Annotated in this window: 16 protein-coding genes; 12 read left to right on the top strand and 4 right to left on the bottom strand. The window is 63.5% G+C overall.

Translation table 11 applies throughout. The annotated features are described in order from the left end of the window. Window positions 1-193: 193 nt before the first annotated feature. The gene (gene pdxR / locus HK108_RS01640; protein WP_181270420.1) at window positions 194-1588 is read left to right on the top strand and encodes a MocR-like pyridoxine biosynthesis transcription factor PdxR; all 1395 of its coding nucleotides are present in this window, start codon (window positions 194-196) and stop codon (window positions 1586-1588) included. Next, the gene (locus HK108_RS01645; protein WP_139466915.1) at window positions 1585-1974 is read left to right on the top strand and encodes a hypothetical protein; all 390 of its coding nucleotides are present in this window, start codon (window positions 1585-1587) and stop codon (window positions 1972-1974) included. Before pdxR ends, HK108_RS01645 begins: the two co-directional genes overlap by 4 nt. A gap of 183 nt (window positions 1975-2157) precedes the next feature. Here the strand turns inward: HK108_RS01645 and HK108_RS01650 are convergent, their stop codons facing one another. The 3 genes from HK108_RS01650 to HK108_RS01660 all read right to left on the bottom strand — a co-directional run bounded on the left by HK108_RS01650 (window position 2158) and on the right by HK108_RS01660 (window position 5595). Next, the gene (locus tag HK108_RS01650; RefSeq protein WP_181270421.1) at window positions 2158-2802 is read right to left on the bottom strand and encodes a 4'-phosphopantetheinyl transferase family protein; all 645 of its coding nucleotides are present in this window, start codon (window positions 2800-2802) and stop codon (window positions 2158-2160) included. 3 nt (window positions 2803-2805) lie between these two features. Then, window positions 2806-3264: a LapA family protein gene (locus HK108_RS01655; RefSeq protein ID WP_139466917.1), complete on the bottom strand. Its 459-nt coding sequence runs from the start codon at window positions 3262-3264 to the stop codon at window positions 2806-2808. Window positions 3265-3366: 102 nt separating this feature from the next. Next, window positions 3367-5595 carry an NADP-dependent isocitrate dehydrogenase gene (locus HK108_RS01660; RefSeq protein ID WP_181270422.1) on the bottom strand — a complete coding sequence of 743 codons (2229 nt, stop codon included), beginning with the start codon at window positions 5593-5595 and terminating at the stop codon, window positions 3367-3369. A gap of 157 nt (window positions 5596-5752) precedes the next feature. Between HK108_RS01660 and HK108_RS01665 the strand changes: the two genes are divergently transcribed. The 4 genes from HK108_RS01665 (at window position 5753) to HK108_RS01680 (ending at window position 9125) form a co-directional block, all read left to right on the top strand. Then, entirely contained in the window at window positions 5753-6394 is a 642-nt protein-coding gene (locus tag HK108_RS01665) for a thymidine kinase (protein ID WP_139907616.1), read from the top strand. Window positions 6395-6490: 96 nt separating this feature from the next. Beyond that, entirely contained in the window at window positions 6491-7270 is a 780-nt protein-coding gene (locus tag HK108_RS01670) for an alpha/beta fold hydrolase (RefSeq protein WP_181270423.1), read from the top strand. 82 nt (window positions 7271-7352) lie between these two features. Beyond that, entirely contained in the window at window positions 7353-8423 is a 1071-nt protein-coding gene (locus HK108_RS01675) for an NADH:flavin oxidoreductase/NADH oxidase (protein ID WP_181270424.1), read from the top strand. 48 nt (window positions 8424-8471) lie between these two features. After that, window positions 8472-9125 (top strand): MBL fold metallo-hydrolase, encoded by a 654-nt coding sequence (locus HK108_RS01680; protein WP_139466922.1) that lies wholly within the window; start codon window positions 8472-8474, stop codon window positions 9123-9125. Between the two features lie 2 nt (window positions 9126-9127). On the opposite strand, the gene HK108_RS01685 is transcribed toward HK108_RS01680, so the two are convergent. After that, window positions 9128-9712: a hypothetical protein gene (locus tag HK108_RS01685; protein ID WP_229663900.1), complete on the bottom strand. Its 585-nt coding sequence runs from the start codon at window positions 9710-9712 to the stop codon at window positions 9128-9130. 259 nt (window positions 9713-9971) lie between these two features. Here HK108_RS01685 and HK108_RS01690 point away from each other — a divergent pair, with 259 nt between their 5' ends. The 6 genes from HK108_RS01690 (at window position 9972) to HK108_RS01715 (ending at window position 19765) form a co-directional block, all read left to right on the top strand. Beyond that, complete coding sequence (locus HK108_RS01690) at window positions 9972-11777, top strand: ABC transporter family substrate-binding protein (RefSeq protein ID WP_139466923.1); 1806 nt, start codon at window positions 9972-9974, stop codon at window positions 11775-11777. Between the two features lie 104 nt (window positions 11778-11881). Next, the gene (locus HK108_RS01695; RefSeq protein ID WP_139907628.1) at window positions 11882-13426 is read left to right on the top strand and encodes an ABC transporter permease; all 1545 of its coding nucleotides are present in this window, start codon (window positions 11882-11884) and stop codon (window positions 13424-13426) included. Continuing rightward, entirely contained in the window at window positions 13423-14454 is a 1032-nt protein-coding gene (locus tag HK108_RS01700) for an ABC transporter permease (RefSeq protein ID WP_139466925.1), read from the top strand. Before HK108_RS01695 ends, HK108_RS01700 begins: the two co-directional genes overlap by 4 nt. After that, window positions 14454-16376, top strand: a complete 1923-nt coding sequence (locus HK108_RS01705; protein ID WP_139466926.1) for an ABC transporter ATP-binding protein — start codon at window positions 14454-14456, stop codon at window positions 16374-16376. The genes HK108_RS01700 and HK108_RS01705 overlap by 1 nt, the downstream gene beginning before the upstream one ends. Before the next feature lie 106 nt (window positions 16377-16482). Continuing rightward, window positions 16483-18393, top strand: coding sequence for a translational GTPase TypA (typA, locus tag HK108_RS01710; RefSeq protein ID WP_139466927.1), 1911 nt, complete (start codon window positions 16483-16485; stop codon window positions 18391-18393). Window positions 18394-18445: 52 nt separating this feature from the next. Continuing rightward, window positions 18446-19765: a PIG-L family deacetylase gene (locus HK108_RS01715; protein ID WP_181270425.1), complete on the top strand. Its 1320-nt coding sequence runs from the start codon at window positions 18446-18448 to the stop codon at window positions 19763-19765. The last annotated feature ends 36 nt before the right edge of the window (window positions 19766-19801 follow it).

Raw genomic sequence — 19801 nt, forward strand, 5'->3', positions numbered from 1 at the left:
CGGAGTCGATCCGGGTCGCCACGGGGAACAGAACAGAGGGATCTCTGTCTGCTGCCGGAGGTCGGAGGGATCGTGGTTCTTCGGGGTGAACGGCCGTTCTCGACCAGCCTAAGCCGATGAGTGGCTCATTGAGAGAGCCAGTAGTATGCAAGTATTTTAGGCCAAATAAACGTGATCGCTCTATGATCGACTGATGGTCACGAAGTCACAGAACGGCACTCAGGCCGAGGGCATCGCCTTGCCAGTGAACGTCGACAAAGGTCTGTCGACTCCGCTGCCGGATCAGCTCACTCAGGAGCTGCGTCGTCTGATTTCGGACGGGACTCTGCGGCCGGGGGATGCTGTGCCTTCGAGCCGTCGGTTGGCCAAGCATCTCGGAATCTCTCGCGGCAGTGTGGAGACCGCCTATGCGCAGCTTGCCGTGGAAGGATTCCTCATCGCCGCCGAGCGTTCGGCCACGCGGATCAATCCCGGCCTGCCCGCCGCCTCGACGACGGTGCGTCCCAAGCGCCGAGTTCCGGACTCGCCGAGGCGGCGCCTGCGCAACTATGTCGACCTGCGCCCGGGGTTCGGCGGTGACGATCCTCTGCGCGAACCGGCCTTTCGTCGGGCCTGGAGGGAATCACTCGACCTCGACCCGGGCCCAATCGACCCCTTGGGCCAGCCCCGTGCCCGGTGGGCGATCGCCGACTATCTGCGGCTGACTCGTGGGATGGCCGTCGACCCCGACGAGATCATCCTCACCAGCGGGTCTCGCGATGGTCTGCGCCTGCTGCTGAGCCTCGGCGTCTCCGGATCCATCGCCGTGGAGAATCCCGGTTTCCCGGGTCTGCGCCAGGCGATGACCGACCAGCAGCTTGTGCCTCTGGACTTGGTCGGCTCCTCGCCGGCACGGGCCGATGTGGCTGCGGCCGTCGTGACACCGAATCACCAGTTCCCGCACGGAACACCGATGCCGGTCGACCAGCGTGCCCGCCTGCTGGACTGGGCAGCTCGAGGAAACGTCCTCATCGTCGAGGACGACTACGACAGTGAGGCCCGCTTCACCCGCACAGTGCTGCCGACCCTCTTCGACCTCGCATCATCGACCGGCAGCAGCGCGCACGTCGTCCACATCGGCACCTTCTCTGCCCTGCTGACCTCGGCCGTATCGACCGGATACGTCATCGCTCGCGGACCGATCTCGGAGGAGCTCATGAGCCTGCGCGCGGCACTCGGGCCGGCCTACTCGCCGATTCTGCAGATGGCCATCGCCTCCTACCTCGGCTCCGGTGGGCTGCGTCGTCGCATCTCCCGGGGACGGCGGCGACTCCGGGCCGCCGAGGAGGTCGTGTCCGAGATCGGCCCGATCCCCGGTCTCGTCCACGAGGGACGCACCCTCGTCATCGAAACGTCTCAGGCCCAGGCCGAAAGCCTCCTGAGGGAGCTTGCCGAGCGCGGCATCCTCGTCGCCTCGTTGGCTCGCGGCTGGACCGGTGGCGACGAGATTCGACACGGTCTGGTCATCGCCCATTCGAACGTCGAGGCCCCTGCGCTGCGGGAGGCCTTGGGGGCGGTGAAGTCCCTGTTGAGTAGGATTCAGTCATGAGGAATTCCGGATTTGCAGTCGACGGCATCATCAAGCTGCTGCTGGCCGTGCTCGGCTTCATCTTCATCGGCGGGCTCGAGGACTTCTTCCTCGCCCCACGCTGGTTGGTCGTCACCGCGCTGGTGCTGCTCTTCCTCAGCGCTGCCACCCAGATCTCCTATGCCGTGACCAAGGGGGAGAAGCGCTACCTGAAGTTCCCGATGGTCTTCGACGCGCTTCTCATCGTCGCGGTCGTCGTCGGCCTCATCCTCGCCGCTGCGAGCAACCCTGCCGGCGCCTGGGTCCTCTTCGGATTGATCGGAGTGGGCTCGTTGGGCATCGCCGTGGTCTTCACGACCGGCGAGAACGGCCCGTCGTTCAGCGAAGACGAGCCGCAGAACCCCTGACCGCTGTCGCACGCCGCCCTACGTCGATGAAGCGTTCCCGCACGGCGCTTTCCGTCGATCAAGCGTTGGCGCGCGCCGCTCTCCGTCGATCAAGCGCCGGCGCACATTTGTGGACGCCTACCGGCACATATCTGCTGTAGGCCTTGATCGGCGGAGAATTCTCGCTGTGGTGCGACGGTGCGCTCAGCGGTTGAAGGCGATGGCCGCGATATGGCCGTCGGGAATACCGGCCTCGAGGTCGTGGATGTCGACATCGGGATGCGGTGAATTCGGTTCCGGTCCGGCACCGATGTAGTCGAGACCCGGATCGCGAGCCAGGCCCGTGCTCAGTGCCTTGAGGAAAGCTTCGGTGCGTGCCCACACACGGACGAAGCCGGCGGCGAAGTCGTCATCGGGAAGCGCTTCGAGTTCTGCGCGTTCTCTCTCATGGAGCAGCTGCATCGCCTCCAGTGCGACATCTCGCTCGGGGATCGCTTCGATGTCGAGTCCGACCGGGTCGTCGGCGACGGCGACGAGGACGAGGCGACGAGACCTCGACACGGAGAATTCGCACTCGTCGTGACGTGGTTTGCCCGCCGAGTCGAGGCGGATCTCGATCGCGGCGGGGTCCTGACCCAGATGCGCTCCGAGCACATGGCGGAGGACAACCCGGCCGGCAGACCAGGTGGCGGCCGCCTCGGCGTCGAATTCCTTCGCATAGTTGCGTTCCTGCTCGGTGAGCACGGAATCGTCATCCCGCGCCCAGGCCGCTTCGGCCGAGGTATCGGCGAGGATGAGAGTGACGGGCAGCTCGGTGGGCAGTTCGGTGAAGCTGGGGTGGTGCGCCATCGATCAGCGGCCCAGGGCCTTGTTGATCTTCTTCAGCTTGCGGTTGAGCACGAAGATCCGCACCGAACCGATGATTCCGGCGATGAGGATGCCGCCGATCGCAGCGAAGAGCATCGCCACGCCCAGGGGCAGTTCGAACTGCCAGCCGAAGTACTTGAACTCGGCCGGGACATTGTTCTGCAGAATGAAGATGAGCAGCAGGACGACGATGAGGGCGCCGAGGATGAGGGAGACCCACATTCCCGCCGACATTCCGGATCCGGCCTTCGTCGACGGCAGTTCACCGGTGTGTCCCGTCGGAGGCTGGGTCTGCTCATGCCTCTCCTGCGGGGACATCTCTCGGGTCTTGTCCACCGCAGCGGTCTCGCCCGTCGCGGGAGTATCGCTGCCGAGGACTGAATCGGTTTCGGCCAGGAGCTCTTCGGGCGTCTGCGAATCGCCACGCGGGTCTTGAGTACTCATGCGCCCCATCATAACTGCTGATGGGGCGCATAAGGCAGGTTTGCAGAAAGAGTCCCGGCAACCGCTGCCGGGACTCTTTCCTAAGGGGTGTCGATCAGTTGATCAGACGGTCTTGCTCAGCGAGGAGATGATCTCATTGAGCGTGGCCGAAGGCCGCATGGCGGCTTCGGTCTTCGCATCGTTCGGGTAGTAGTACCCACCCAGGTCGACCGGGCCGCCCTGAACCTCGAGGAGCTCGGCCACGATGGCGTCCTCCTTCTCAGCCAGTGCCTTCGCCACGGGGGCGATGGCCTCGGCCAGAGCTTCGTCCGCGGTCTGCTCGGCCAGCTGCTGCGCCCAGTACAGGGTGAGGTAGAAGTGGCTGCCGCGGTTGTCGATCTCGCCGACCTTGCGCGACGGCGACTTGTTCTCTTCGAGGAACTTGCCGGTCGCGGCGTCGAGGGTGTCGGCCAGCACTCCGGCCCGCTCGTTTCCGTGGACGTTGAACTCGTGGCGGAAGGACTCTGCCAGGGCAAGGAACTCACCGAGGGAGTCCCAGCGCAGGTGGTTCTCCTCGACGAGCTGCTGAACGTGCTTCGGAGCCGAGCCGCCGGCACCGGTCTCGAACAGCCCGCCGCCCGCGATGAGCGGCACGACGGAGAGCATCTTCGCCGAGGTGCCGAGCTCCAGGATCGGGAACAGGTCGGTGTTGTAGTCGCGGAGCACGTTGCCGGTCACCGAGATGGTGTCCTTGCCCTCACGGATGCGGTCGATGGAGAACTGAGTGGCCTCCACCGGGTTCATGATGCGGATGTCCAGGCCCTCGGTGTCGTGGTCCTTGAGGTATTCCTCGACCTTCGACGTGATGTTGCGGTCATGGGCGCGGGTCTCGTCGAGCCAGAACACGGCCGGAGTCTCGGACAGGCGGGCACGGGTGACGGCGAGCTTGACCCAGTCGCGGACTGGGATGTCCTTCGTCTGGCAGGCACGCCAGATGTCACCGGCAGCGACCTCGTGGCTCATCAGCACATCGCCGGTGGAGTTGACGACCTCGACGGTTCCGGCCTCCGGGATCTCGAAGGTCTTGTCGTGGCTGCCGTACTCTTCGGCCTTCTGCGCCATGAGACCGACGTTGGGCACGGTGCCCATGGTCCGCGGGTCGAAGGCGCCTTTGGCCTGGCAGTCCTCGATGACGGTCTGGTAGACGCCGGCGTAGGAGGAGTCGGGGATGACGGCCAGGGTGTCCTGGGTCTGGTCATCCTTGTTCCACATCTTGCCGCCGACGCGGATCATCGCCGGCATAGAGGCATCGACGATGACGTCGGAGGGCACGTGGAGGTTCGTGATGCCCTTGTGCGAGTTGACCATGGCCAGGTCGGGGCCGTCGGCCAGACCCTTCTCGATTCCGGCTTTGACTCCGGCGGCTGCCTCGGCAGGCAGGGTGTCGAGCCCGGCGAGGATGGCGGCCAGTCCGTTGTCGGAGGTCAGTCCCGCCTCGGCGAGGACGTCACCGTACTCGGCGAAGACGTCGGGGAAGAAAGCTTCGATGACCTTGCCGAAGAGGATGGGGTCGGAGACCTTCATCATCGTGGCCTTGAGGTGGACGGAGAAGAGGACGCCGTCGGCCTTGGCCGCGGCGATCTGGTCCTTGACGAATTCGTCGAGGGCGGCGGCGTTCATCTTCGTCGAATCGACGATCTCGCCGGCCAGAACGGGCAGGGACTCCTTGAGGACCTTCGTCTCTCCCGCAGCGGTGCGCAGGCGGATCGACAGGGTGTCATCGGCCTCGATGATCACGGACTTCTCGTTGTCGCGGAAGTCGTCCGAGCCCATGGTGGCGACGCGGGTCTTCGAGTCCTTGGACCATTCGCCCATCGAATGCGGGTGGGCCTTGGCGAAGTTCTTCACTGCCTGCGGAGCGCGACGGTCGGAGTTGCCCTCCCGCAGCACCGGGTTGACGGCCGAACCCTTGACCTTGTCGTAGCGTGCCCGAACGTCCTTCTCCTCATCGGTCGAAGGCTCTTCCGGGTAGGCGGGCAGGTCGTAGCCCTGGGACTGCAGTTCGGAGATCGTCGCCTTCAGCTGCGGGACGGACGCCGAGATGTTGGGCAGCTTGATGATGTTGGCATCGGGGGTCTTGGCGAGATCGCCCAGCTCCGCGAGTGCGTCGCCGACCTGCTGTTCCTCAGGCAGACGGTCGTTGAACTGGGCCAGCACGCGTGCGGCGAGAGAGATGTCCCTGGTCTCAACCTCGACACCGGCCGACGTGGCGAAGGCTTCGATGATCGGCTTGAGCGAATACGTCGCCAGAAGCGGCGCTTCATCCGTGCGCGTGTAAATGATTTTAGCCATAGTTAAGGACCACTCCGCATCTTCTTGGGGTTTATCGCCCTCCATCCTACCTTCTGGGCCATTTCGGTAGGCGGCCCCGGCCGATGATGGTGCTCACATCCCCAGGTGGCACCCGGTAGTCTTCTGTGTCGGCACGGACAACAGAAAGAGGACGACAGTGGCCAAACTCTACTTCCGGTACGGGGCGATGAATTCCGGCAAGTCGACCGCTCTTCTGCAAGCGGCCTTCAACTACGAGGAACGCGGCCAGCGCGTTCTGCTGGCCAAGCCGCTGATCGACACCAAAGGCGCATCGCAGATCGTGTCCCGATTGGGCGTCACCCGTGAGGTCGACTTCGTCATCCCCGCCGACGGTGACGTGGAGCGGATCTATGCCGAACATGCCGACTACGTCGACCACGATGCCCTCATCGAATCCATCGACGCCCCGAAGATCCCGGTCGCGTGCCTGCTCATCGACGAAGCGCAGTTCCTCAGCCCCGTCCAAGTGGATTCGCTCATGCGGATCGCCACCACCGCCTCGGTGCCGGTGATGTGCTACGGAATCCGCACAGACTTCCAGACGAAGGCATTCCCCGGTTCAGCGCGACTGCTCGAGATCGCCCACACCCTCGAGGAACTCAAGACGATCTGCCGCTGCGGCCGCAAGGCGATGTTCAACGGCCGCCTCGTCGACGGACAGTTCATCTTCGACGGCGATCAGGTCGCCATCGACGGCAATTCCGTGACCTATGAGTCACTGTGCCCGAGCTGTTATCTCGAGTACTCCGGCGGTAGGCTGTCAACGACAGACTCCTGACCGATCCCGACACAGCTTCCCCGTCGAATCCAGCTCATCGACGACCGTCGTATCCAGTCGAAATCCGTTCGCACTTTCAGTTCTCAAGGAGCCTCCATGCGCATCGCCGTTCGTGCCTTCAACGACAATCCCGGTTCTCCCGTCCTCGTCTTCGGCAACGCTTTGGGCACTCGGATGCCTTTGTGGACCTCCGTGGCCGCGCGTCTGGCCGACGATTTCCAGATCTATCTCACCGACCTTCCCGGACATACCCTTCCCGCCGGCGATTCCCTCGCCGAGGCGTCCGCCCCGCTGACAGTCGAAGCGCTGGCTTCCGGTGTCGTCGAGCCCCTCGCCGAGCTCGGGGTGGAGTCCTTCATCTACTGCGGAGTCTCGATCTCCGGCGGCGTCGGTCTGACCCTGGCGCTCAACCACCCCGATTCGCTGGCCGGACTCGTCGCCTGTGCGACGGCCGAGAAGTTCGGCACTCCGGAATCCTGGGACGAACGCATCGGCGAAGTCCGCGCCGACGGCACCAAGGGACTTGTCGATGACACCGCCGATCGGTGGTTCGCCGCCGGGTTCCTCGGCGAGGACATCGCCACCGGCCACCTCATCCTGTCCGACCTCGCCCTGGTCGATGACGAGGCGTACATCGCGGCCGCCTCGGCGCTGAAGACCTACGATCTGAGTGGGAAGCTCGGCTCGATCGCCACCCCGACGCTCGTCATCGCCGGCGCCCAGGATTCCGGCTGCACTCCCGAAGCGATGTCGGAGATGGCCGAACAGATCGAAGGTTCGCACTTCGCCACGATCCCGGACTCCGCTCACCTGCCGATGGTCGAACACCCTGAGATCGTCGTCGATCACATCCAGGAGTTCTGCGGCCAGCTCTAGAGAGGAGCGGACCGCGGCATCTTCGCCGTTCCGGTATTCGGGACCGGTGTCTGAGTCCGAGCGGAACTGGCAGACTGATGTCATGACTGAGCTGTTCGAACCGCTGACACTGCGCGGAACCGAGATCCCCAATCGCATCTGGCTGGCACCGATGTGCCAGTATTCCTGCGAAGCCGAAGACGGAATGCCCGGCCCCTGGCATCTCGTCCACCTCGGTGCCCGGGCGCAGGGCGGATTCGGGCTCATCCTCACCGAAGCCTCCGCAGTCGTCCCCGAAGGTCGAATCTCACCACAGGACGCCGGAATCTGGAACGACGACCAGGCAGAGTCATGGTCGGCCGTCGTCGACTTCGTCCACTCCCAGGGCAGCATCATCGGCATTCAGCTCGCCCATGCCGGCCGCAAGGCCAGCACCTATCGTCCTTTCACCGGTGAACCGAAGGGCAGCGTCCCCGAGTCCGAGGGCGGATGGCCGACGTTCGGCGCCAGCTCCATCGCCTATCCGCAGCTGGCCGAGCCCGTGGAGATGACGAAGGACGACATCGCCGAGGTGGTCGCCGCCTTCGCGGCCGCTGCCCGACGTTCGATCGATGCCGGGTTCGACCTCGTCGAGCTCCACGCAGCCCACGGCTATCTGCTCCATTCCTTCCTGTCCCCGCTGTCGAACCAGCGCAGCGACGAATACGGCGGCGATCTCGCCGGTCGGTCCCGACTGCTCCACGAGGTCTATGCGGCCGTCCGCGCCGAGGTCGGTGAGGACGTGCCGGTGTTCGTACGCATCTCGGCCAGCGAATGGACCGACGGCGGATTCGACATCGCCGAAGCCGCCGATGTCAGCCGTGCGCTGTCGGAGGCTGGAGTCGACCTCATCGACGTCTCCTCGGGCGGCAACTATCCGGTGCGGATCCCCATCGGTCCCGGTTACCAGGTGTCGCTGGCCGCGGCGATCCGCGCCGAGGGCGTGCCGACCGGAGCCGTCGGACTCATCACCGATCCGAAGCAGGCCGAGACCATCCTCAGCACGGGACAGGCCGATGCGATCTTCATGGCCCGAGCAGCCCTGCGCGAACCTTCCTGGCCGCAGCGGGCCGCCCATGTCCTCGGAGCCGAACCCGGACCCTACCCTCCGCAGTACACCCGCGGAGCCTGGTGACCTGTCCCTGAACCTCGGAAGCATCAGCACAGATTGAGGAGTTTGGAAATGCACACGATCGAAACCGAGCACGTCATCATCCGCTCTATCGCGGTCTCCGAGATGGCGAACAACGTCTATCTGCTCACCGCCAAAGAGACCGGCTCCCAGGTGCTCATCGACGCCGCCGACGACGCCGAGGCGATCACCGAGCTCATCGACTCGGGAGCCCAGGACACCGACGCGGAACCCATGCTGCGAGCGATCATCACCACACACCAGCACTGGGATCATATTCGGGCACTGCCGGCCACCTCGGCGAACTATCCGGAGGCGATGACGATCGCCGGTGCCGCGGACGCGGCCGCCATCACCGAGGCGGAAGGCGTGGAGATCGCGCACTCTGTCGATCACCTCGATGTCGGGGACTTCGGCGGATTCGTCCTCCAAGCCATCGCACTGCGCGGGCACACTCCCGGCTCGATCGCACTGCTTCTGCGCGACGGCGGTCAGACGATCCTGTTCTCCGGTGACTCGCTGTTTCCGGGCGGGCCGGGCAAGACCTGGTCGGCGGAGGACTTCACCTCACTCATGGACGACCTCGAGGAGCGGGTATTCGGCGAACTTCCGGACGAGACTCTCGTCCTGCCCGGACACGGGGACTCGACCACCCTGGGCGAGGAACGTCCGAAACTGGGGGAGTGGCGCGAACGCGGCTGGTGACCTCAGCTCGGCAGTGCCGCGAAGCCGAAGAGCGCCCAGACGATGGCGAGGAGACCCACGGCGATGATGCCGATGTTCCATCTCGTCTCGATGACACGCTGCCCACCGGGGTTGGCGAGTTCTGCGTCGCTGAGCGACGAATAGCGCTCGAGCACTGTGTCGACGGCCGGGCTCGGATTCTCGACGAGCCGGCGCATATCGTGCTCGTCCTTCTCCCACTTCTTGCCCTTGCCGGCCAGCGGCCATGAGGCGAACTTCTTCTCATGGGTGCGCACGCTCAGACCGAAGTGGGTCTCGAAGCCGTCGACGAGGTTCCACGGGATCGTCACGGTCTGCAGCGGATTGACCAAGATGAGCTGCTGTCTGTGCAGCTCGACGCGGGGGAACCGGTAGAAGACGAAGACCAAGGTGCCGACGGCCAGAGGGATGCCTGCGGCGGCCAGACCGCGCAGCGTGAAATCGCCGAAGAGGATTGAGAGCACGCCCAAGGCGCAGAGCCCGCCGACGATGAAGAACAGGGCCGTCGAACTCGTCGTCCGCACGACGGTCGGCTCGGTCTCATTGCGATCTATCTCACTGTCAGCCACCTGATCATCCTATCCATTGAGACTGAACAAAAGTTGTCTGTTCCCTTGGTTTCGAAACGGTAACGATTCCGAAATTTGCTCATTATGTGGACTCCGTCACAGTCGCCGGTGAATTAACTTTGTTGCAATCCATGTGAAAAACATGAACGCGGTCACATGCGCTTCGGTCTCTGCCGAAATGCTTCACGTGACCGGAATGCACTCCGGCTTTGGGGTGCAAGAACGAGGGTGACTCGCCCTAGAACAACAAGGAGAGAACGTGAACAAGCGCTTCCTCGCGGCTGGTGCCTCTGTGGCTGCCGCTGCAATGGTGCTCACCGCCTGCACACCCCCTGGCGGAGGCGATGACGACGAAGCATCGAAGGACACCGCCATCAATATCGGTTGGAACGAATCGTTCCGGTCGATGAATACGCTGACCGCCAACGGCAATGCAACCTCGAACGCCATTCTCACCTACATGATGAATGACAACTTCGGGTACTACGATGGTGACCTCGAAGTTCAGGACGGAGCCCTCGGCAAGGTCGAACAGGTTTCCGAAGACCCGCTCAAGGTCAAGTACACATTCAATGATGATGCCAAGTGGTCCGACGGCACCCCCGTCGACGCCGCCGACCTGGCGCTGACCTGGGCCGGCACCTCGGCGAACTTCAACACCGTCGAAGCCAACAACAACGACGACGGAACGGTGAAGAAGAACGACGCGAAGACCGTCTACTTCGATTCCTCGACCGCCGGTTCGGCTCTGATCAAGAAGTTCCCCGAGATCTCCGACGACGGCAAGGAGATCACCCTCGAATACTCCAAGCCCTTCGCCGACTGGCAGACCGAATTCGGCACTGGTGCCGACGGCGTCGGTGTGCCCGCTCATATCGTGGCGAAGAAGGCTCTCGGGATCGACGATGCCGAGAAGGGCAAGGAGGCCATCCTCAAGGCCATCAAGGACAAGGACACCGAGAAGCTGTCGAAGATCTCGAACACCTGGAACACCGGGTTCGACTTCACTTCGATGCCGAAGGACGAGGACCTGCTGGTCCACAACGGTCCGTACAAGATGACGAAGTTCGAGGAGGGACAGTATGTCACCCTCGAGCTCGACGACAAGTACACCGGTCCGGTGAAGCCGAAGGTCAAGACAGTCACGGTCCGCTACAACGGCGACCCGATGGCGATGATCCAGGCGATCGAGAACGGTGAGGTCGATATGACTCAGCCGCAGGCGACCGCTGACGTCCTCTCCGCCGCCGAGAAGATCGACGGAGTCAATGTCGATGCCGCCGATGGTGCGACGTATGAGCACGTCGACTTCACCTTCGACAACAAGGGTCCCTTCGATCCTGCTGCCAACGGCGGCGACGAGGAGAAGGCGAAGAAGGTCCGTCAGGCGTTCCTCAAGGCTCTGCCGCGTGAGGACATCGTCGAGAAGATCATCAAGCCCCTCAACGACAAAGCCGTCACCCGTGATTCGTACTCGCAGGTGCCGGGCTCGCCGATGTACGACGCGATCACCAAGGTCAACGGCGTCGCCGATGCCGCAGATGGTGACGTCGAGGCCGCGAAGAAGCTGCTCAAGGAAGCCGGAGTGGACTCCCCGACCGTGCGTGTCATGTACGACAACACGAACTCGCGTCGTCAGCAGGAGTTTCAGCTGATCAAGGAATCGGCTGAGAAAGCCGGCTTCAAGATCAAGGACGTCGGAGATGTCAACTGGGGCACCCGCCTCGGTGACGGCACCTACGATGTTTCGCTGTTCGGTTGGCAGTCCGAGGGCACCGGCGTGTCCGAGAACGATGCCAACTTCCGCTACGGTGCGCAGAACAACTACGGCGGCTACAAGAGCGAGAAGATGAACAAGATCCTCGACAAGCTTCTCGTGTCCAAGGAAGAGGAGCAGCAGGATCTCCTCATCGACATGGAGAAGCAGCTGACCGAAGATGCCTTCGGTGCGCCGATCTTCCAGTTCCCCGAACTGACGATCTACCGTGACAGCGTGAAGAACGTGAAGTCGACCGCTGTGTCGCCGACGATGTTCTGGAACTACTGGGAGTGGGAAGTCAACTGATCCGCGACTGACGCGATCGGTTCTTCTCCACTCAAGCCTTCTGTGGGGATCACTGTGTGGTCCCCACAGCGGCGTTTTCGGAAGATTGAAACGGAACTCCCATCATGATCAGATTCATCCTCCGACGATTGCTGTCGACAGCGCTCGTGCTCCTCGTCGTCACCTTCGTCCTCTACCTGCTCCTCAACGTCGCGCTCGACTTCTTCTGGGACCTGCGCGCGAGCACATCACCGAACATCGAAGCTCTCTACGAGTCGCGTCGACGTCTCCTCGACCTCGACACTCCGGCCATCGTCCGTTATTTCAAGTGGTTGGCAGGAGTCGGCGGCTGCGCCATCGGCCAATGTGACTTCGGCATCGCCTGGAAGTCGGGTCAGGAAGTCACCGAACAGCTGCAGGGCGCGATCGTCAACACGATCAAGCTCATCACCGCCTCGACGATCGTGGCCATCATCCTCGGCATCGCCGTCGGCATGATCTCGGCCATCCGCCAGTACTCGGGCTTCGACTACTTCATCACCTTCGTCTCGTTCCTCCTCTACTCGCTGCCCGTCTTCTGGGTGGCGGTGCTGCTCAAGCAGTACGGAGCGATCGACATCAACAACTTCATCAACGATCCGACCTTGGAATCCTGGTGGCCGATCATCATCGGCTGTGTGGCCATGGGGCTGTTCTGGATGGGTGCGCTCGGCGGCAGCGCGAAGCGTCGCGTGATCACCTTCGTCGCCGCAGCGGTCATCACCTTCGGCACCATCTACTACATCCTCGCCAGCGGCTGGATGCAGCACCCGACGATCGGCCTCCTCGGCGTGGTCGTCATCGGCGCCGGTGCGGCCATCGTCATGACGTACCTGTCGACGGGCCTGAAGAACCGCCGCGTGCTCTATGCCACACTCATCACGGTGGCCGTCGGCGCGCTGCTCTACTGGCCGCTGATGAACCTCTTCTACTACGTCGACATGAACTGGCTGTGGATGTTCGGGCTCTTCATCGTTGCGATCGCCGTCGCCGTCGGCATCGGTCTGGCATTCCGAGGCCCGGATCCCTGGGATACCGCGCGCACGACGAGCTTCACGGCCATCATCGTGGCAGTGCTCATCTTCGCCGACCGTGTGCTGCAGGGCTGGCAGGAGTATTCGGACGACCCGGCCATCAACAATCGTCCGATCGCGACGATCGGTGCATCGGCGCCGAATATCGACGGCGACTTCTGGATCACGAACCTCGACTCGTTCACTCACCTGCTGCTGCCGTCGATCGCTCTCGTCCTCATCTCCTTCGCCTCGTACACCCGCTATACCCGCGGTTCGATGCTCGAGGTCCTGGGCCAGGACTACATCCGCACGGCACGAGCCAAAGGTCTCAACGAACGTACGGTGATCATGCGGCACGCTATGCGCAATGCGCTGCTGCCATTGGCCTCGGTCGTTCCCGTCGACATCATCACAATGATCGGCGGTGCCGTCATCACGGAGACGATCTTCGGCTGGAACGGCATGGGCAAGCTCTTCATCGATTCGCTGAGACAGGCAGAGCTCGACCCGGTCATGGCCTACATCCTGATCACAGGCCTGCTCGCTATCATCGCCAACCTGGTCGCGGACTTCCTCTATGCCGTCCTCGACCCGAGAATCCGAGTGAACGCATGAGTACTGACAACGACAAACAGAACGCTCTCGCCCTCGACGAAGTCGGGGACAATGCGATCGAGTCGAAGGAAACCGAAGGTCTTTCCCAGGGCAAGATCGTCCTGCGCAAATTCCTCCGTCACAAAGGCGCGATGATCTCCATCGTCGTCCTTGTGCTCGTGGCCATCTTCGCCTTCAGCGCACAGGGATTTGCGGGAATCCCCGGTTGGTGGAAGTTCAGTCATACGGCGTCCGGGCCCGTGGTCAACCCCGGCGGAGCCCCGACCTGGTCGTTTGCGAACTTCTTCTCACTCGGTGATCATCCCTTCGGTCAGGATGAGATCGGTCGTGACAACTTCTCCCGAGTGATGAAAGGGACACAGATCTCTCTCGTCGTCATGTTCATCATCGGCATCGTCTGCCTGATCATCGGCACGGTCGTCGGTGCTGTTGCGGGCTACTACCGCGGTTGGGTCGATTCGGTGCTCATGCGCATCACCGACGGTTTCGTCATCCTGCCGGTCATCGTGGTCGGATCGATCCTCGGTGTGCTCGTCGGCGGAGCGAACGGCCCGCTGCTCGGTGTGGCGCTGGGCTGCATCCTCTGGGTGGGTCTTGCACGTCTCGTCCGCGGAGACTTCATGTCGCTGCGCGAACGGGAGTTCGTCGATTCGGCGCGCGTGGCCGGGGCCAGCGATTTCCGGATCATGTTCAAGCACATGCTGCCCAATGCCATGGGCGTCATCATCGTCAACACGACGCTGATCATGAGTCAGGCGATCGTGCTCGAAGCCTCGCTGAGCTACCTCGGCTTCGGCATCAAACCGCCCGGCATCTCGTTGGGACAGCTCATCAGTGAATACCAGACCTCCTTCGCCACTCGTCCGTGGCTGTTCTGGTGGCCCGGCTTGTTCATCATCGTCATCGCTCTGTGTGTGAACTTCATCGGCGACGGTCTGCGCGACGCGTTCGACCCGCGGATGAAGACCATCCCGAGTTGGAGGAAGATGAAGAAGGCCGAGCGCATGGCACAGAAAGAGGCGAAGTGATGGCTGAGAAGAAAGCAGAGGCCCAGCCGAAGACGGGCTCCCCGATCCTCGAGGTCAATGACCTCGGAGTCCAGTTCTGGGTCAGCGACGAATGGTGGATGGCCGCCGAACACCTCGACTACACGGTCAATGCCGGCGAGGTTCTTGCGATCGTCGGCGAGTCCGGCTCCGGAAAGTCGCAGTCGAGCATGTCACTGCTCGGCCTCCTGCCGAGCAACGGCCGTGCGACCGGCTCAGCGAAGCTCAATGGGCGCGAACTCATCGGCATGCCTCCGGAGAAGATGCAGGCCGTGCGCGGCAACGACATCTCCGTGATCTTCCAGGAGCCGATGACTGCGCTCAACCCGGTCTACACCGCGGGGTACCAGATCGTGGAGACGCTGCGCGTCCACCTCGACATCGGTCCCAGTGAGGCGAAGCAACGGGCGCTCGAGCTCATGCGGCTGGTGGAGATCCCTGATCCGGAGGATCGGTTCCATTCGTTCCCGCATCAGCTCTCCGGCGGTCAGCGTCAGCGCATCATGATCGCGCAGGCTCTGGCCTGTCAGCCGAAGCTGCTCATCGCCGATGAGCCGACCACGGCGCTCGACGTCACGGTGCAGGCCGAGATCCTCAAGCTCATGCGCGAACTGAAGTCGAAGCTCGATGCGGGCATCATCCTCATCACGCACGATATGGGCGTGGTGGCGGATATGGCCGATCGCATCATCGTCATGCGCGCCGGCAAGGTGGTCGAATCGGGTACCGCGGAGGAGATCTTCTACAACCCGCAGCATCCGTATACGAAGCAGCTCCTCGAGGCTGTTCCCCACCTCGGTGAGGGTACCGACAGCGAAGCATTCGGCGGCAGCATCGACGATGTCGAGGCCTCGCTGTCCGATATCACTTCCGATCAGGCCTCGCACGCCGATGACCCGGTCGGCGCACCGGACTCCGCCGTAGGTGGCGACGGTCTCTCCGAGGCCGGGGCTGCCGATATGGCCGTGGCCGAGGCTCGCGCTCAGGTGACCGCGCAGGACCGTCCCGATATCGAGATGGACTCCACGGAGACGTACTACCATCCAGGTTCGCAGGCGGACTTCTCGAAGCCCTCTGCTCTGCAGCTGCGTGACGCCGCGATCGAGTACCCCGCAATCGGACGGAAGAAGGCCTTCCGCGCCGCTCATCACATCAATCTCATGATCGCCCCCGGCGAAGTCGTGGGCCTGGTGGGGGAGTCGGGGTCGGGCAAGACCACGATCGGGCGCGCCGCTCTCGGGCTGCTGCCCACCGTTGAAGGCGACATGGTCGTCAACGGCACGAGCATCAAGGGCCTGAGCAATAAGCAGATGAGGCCCCTGCGCAAGGAAGTCGGGATCGTGTTCCAGGATCCCGGTTCCTCGCTCAACCCGCGACTGCCGGTCGGAGAGTCGATCGGTGAGCCGCTCTACCTCCACGAGGGGATGAAAGGGCCGGAGCTGAGCAAGCGGGTCGAGGAGCTGCTGACCGCGGTCGAACTGCCGACTTCTATGCGCAACCGCTATCCGCATGAGCTCTCCGGAGGTCAGCGTCAGCGCATCGGCATCGCCCGTGCCCTGACCCTGCGCCCGAAGCTGCTCATCGCCGATGAGCCGACCTCGGCCCTCGACGTGTCCGTGCAGGCGAAGGTCCTCGACCTGTTCGAAGGCCTGCAGAAGGAATACGGCTTCGCGTGTCTGTTCATCAGCCACGACCTGGCCGTGGTCGAGCGCATCGCCGAGCGCATCGCGGTGATGCGCCACGGCTACCTCGTCGAGATCGGCAAGTCCTCACAGGTCGTGTCGAACCCCGTCCACCCGTACACACAGCGTCTGCTGTCTGCGGTTCCCGTTCCGGATCCGCAGGAGCAGCGCAAGCGTCGGGAGGCCAGGGACGCGGTTCTCGAGGCCACGATGAACGCCTGAGTCCGCCCAAGCTGACGGCCACCTGCACGCGAGAGCGTGCGGGTGGCCGTATAATTGTCTGTTGGGTCCGGGCTGGACCGATCTCTCTATCTCAAAAAGGTTCTTGATGACTGAAGCCATCACACGACGGGAAAACCGCCGAAACGTAGCAATCGTCGCACACGTCGACCACGGCAAGACCACGCTGGTCGACGCCATGCTCCGGCAGACCGGTGTGTTCAGCGAACACGGCGACTTCGCCGAACGCGTCATGGATTCAGGCGACCTCGAACGTGAGAAGGGCATCACTATTCTCGCGAAGAACACCTCCGTCCTCTACAACGGTCCCTCGGCCGGCGAGGACCCCATCGTCATCAACGTCATCGACACCCCCGGGCACGCCGACTTCGGTGGTGAGGTCGAGCGCGGACTGTCCATGGTCGACGGCGTCGTCCTCCTCGTCGACGCATCGGAAGGTCCGCTGCCGCAGACCCGCTTCGTCCTGCGCAAGACGCTGGCCGCGAAGCTGCCCGTCATCCTCGTGATCAACAAGACCGACCGTGCCGATGCCCGCATCGACGGAGTCGTCGAGGAAGCTCAGGACCTGCTCCTGGGTCTGGCCTCCGACCTCGCCGACGAAGTCCCCGACCTCGACGTCGACTCCGTCCTCGATGTGCCCGTCGTCTTCGCCGCCGCGAAGGCAGGTGCCGCCTCCCTCGAACAGCCCGCCGATGGAGCGGTCCCGGACAACCCCGACCTCGAACCGCTGTTCAAGACCATTCTCGAGACGATCCCGGCACCGGAGATCAACTCCGACGGCATCCTCCAGGCACATGTCACGAACCTCGACGCCTCGCCGTTCCTCGGCCGTCTGGCTCTGCTGCGCATCTTCGGCGGCACGTTGAAGAAGGGCCAGCAGGTCGCCTGGGCCCGCGGTGACGAGATCAGCTCGGTGAAGATCACCGAACTGCTCGAGACCCAGGGTCTCGACCGGGTGCCCGCCACGGAGGCCTCGGCCGGTGACATCGTCGCCGTCGCCGGCATTCCCGACATCATGATCGGTGACACGCTCACCGACATCAACAATCCGAAGCCGATGCCGGCGATCGTCATCGACGATCCGGCGATCTCGATGACCGTGGGTATCAACACCTCCCCGTTGGCCGGCCGTGAGAAGAACACGAAGGTCACCGCCCGCATGGTCAAGGACCGCCTCGACCAGGAGCTCGTCGGCAACGTCTCGCTCAAGGTCGTCCCGACCGAACGCCCCGACGCCTGGGAGGTCCAGGGTCGCGGTGAGCTGGCTCTGGCCATCCTCGTCGAGCAGATGCGCCGTGAAGGATTCGAACTCACGGTCGGCAAGCCTCAGGTTGTGACCAAACAGGTCGACGGCAAGGTCCATGAGCCCTTCGAAGAGCTCACGGTCGATGTGCCGGAGGACTACCTCGGCGCCGTGACCCAGCTGCTGGCTGCCCGCAAGGGTGTCATGTCGACCATGACGAACCACGGCACCGGCTGGGTGCGGATGGAGTTCAAGGTCCCCGCTCGCGGCCTCATCGGATTCCGCACTCGGTTCCTCACCGAGACCCGCGGCACCGGTATCGCGAACACGATCTCGGCCGGATACGGACCGTGGGCCGGCAATATCGAGTTCCGCATCAACGGATCTCTCGTGGCCGACCGCGCGGGAACAGTGACCCCGTACGCGATGATCAACCTGCAGGACCGCGGTACCTTCTTCGTCGAACCGACCTCCGAGGTCTACGAGGGCCAGATCGTGGGCGAGAACTCGCGCGCCGACGATATGGACGTCAACATCACGAAGGAGAAGAAGCTGACGAACATGCGTTCGGCTTCTGCCGACAGCTTCGAGAACCTCACTCCGCCGCGCAAGCTGACCCTCGAGGAGAGCCTCGAGTTCGCTCGTGAGGACGAGTGCGTCGAGGTCACCCCGGGTGCCATCCGCATCCGCAAGGTCGAACTCGATCAGAAGGAACGCGCAAAGCTCTACGCGAAGATGCGCCGCCAGAACGCCTGAGCCGGATTCCTTGATCCGGCAGCACCGAATGACCTCGAGCACCCAGGAACCAATGACTGTTACGCCACGCGTCCTCCTCGTGCACGCTCATCCCGACGATGAGACGATCACGACGGGCGGCACGATCGCCGAATTGGTCTCCGAGGGTGCCGAGGTCATGGTGCTCACAGCCACCCGCGGTGAGGGCGGCGAGGTCATCCCCGCAGAGCTGAAGCAGCTCGAGGGCGACCGGGCCGGTCTCGCCCGGGTCCGGGAGCAGGAGATCGCCGAGGCGATGCGTGCTCTCGGCGTGCGTATGCACACCTTCCTCGGCGGGACCACGCGCACCTTTGAGGATTCGGGAATGGAATGGGGACCGGACGGTCACGCTCGACCCGCGGCATCGATGACCGACAACGCTCTGAGCGCAGCCGACATCACGACCGTGGCCAGACACATCGCCGCCGTCATCGACGCCTTCGAACCGCATGCGATCATCACCTACGCCGCCAACGGGGGCTATGGTCACCCCGACCACGTGCGGGTGCACGAGGCCACGACCGCGGCAATCGACTTCGCCGAATGGCGGACCGGTCGACTGCTCTACGTCGACACCCCCACCGAGGTGGCCCGCCATTCGTTCGACCCGCACCAGGCAGGCTTCGCAGACACCGGATTCGCCCCCGCCGAGACGATCCCGGCCAAACCGCCTGTCGGTCAGATCGTCATCGACCAGGACGTCAGCGCGGTGCTGCCGGCGAAACGGGCAGCGTTGGAAGCCCACCGTACGCAGGTGAGTGTGTCAGGCGGTTTCTTCGCTCTGTCCAACGGTGTCGGCCAGAAGATCGGCGACCGCGAATACTTCTCGATCGGAGCCGGAGCGCCGATCCCGTCCGAGATCCTCAACGCCGGATCGGCCCCGCACGTGCTCACCGGCCTCGATGTCGCAGTGGTCGAAGCTCAGGAGAATACAGCGGTTCAGCCCCTGCGACGGCGACGCGCACCGCGGAAGCCGGGAATCTTCGCCTACCTCCACTCCGCTGTGCTCGGACTGCTCATCGCCTTCCTCGGCACCATGCAGCACCTCAACGTCACGGTGGTCAACCTCGGCGAGACCCCGATCATCCTGCCGTGGGGACTCGTGCTGGCCCTGGCTCTGGCCGCGGCGGGACTGTGGCACCTGAAAACGATGTATCGCAGCAGCGCCCCGATGCTGGTCGCCGCCGTGATCATCGCCGTACTGTCCTTCGTCTTCGGTCAGCCGAAGTGGCTGCCCGGCGCCGATATGATCGTCACCGGACTGCTGCGTTCAGTTGTGTGGCTGCTCGGACCGATGGTCCTGGCTGCCGTCTTCTCCTTCATCAACGTGCGCGGGCACGATCGCACTCGATAGACTCGTGCGAACCGCACCGAATCAGTCGTTATCGAC

The sequence above is a fragment of the Brevibacterium sediminis genome (genome assembly GCF_013623905.1).
GTDB lineage: Bacteria > Actinomycetota > Actinomycetes > Actinomycetales > Brevibacteriaceae > Brevibacterium > Brevibacterium sediminis.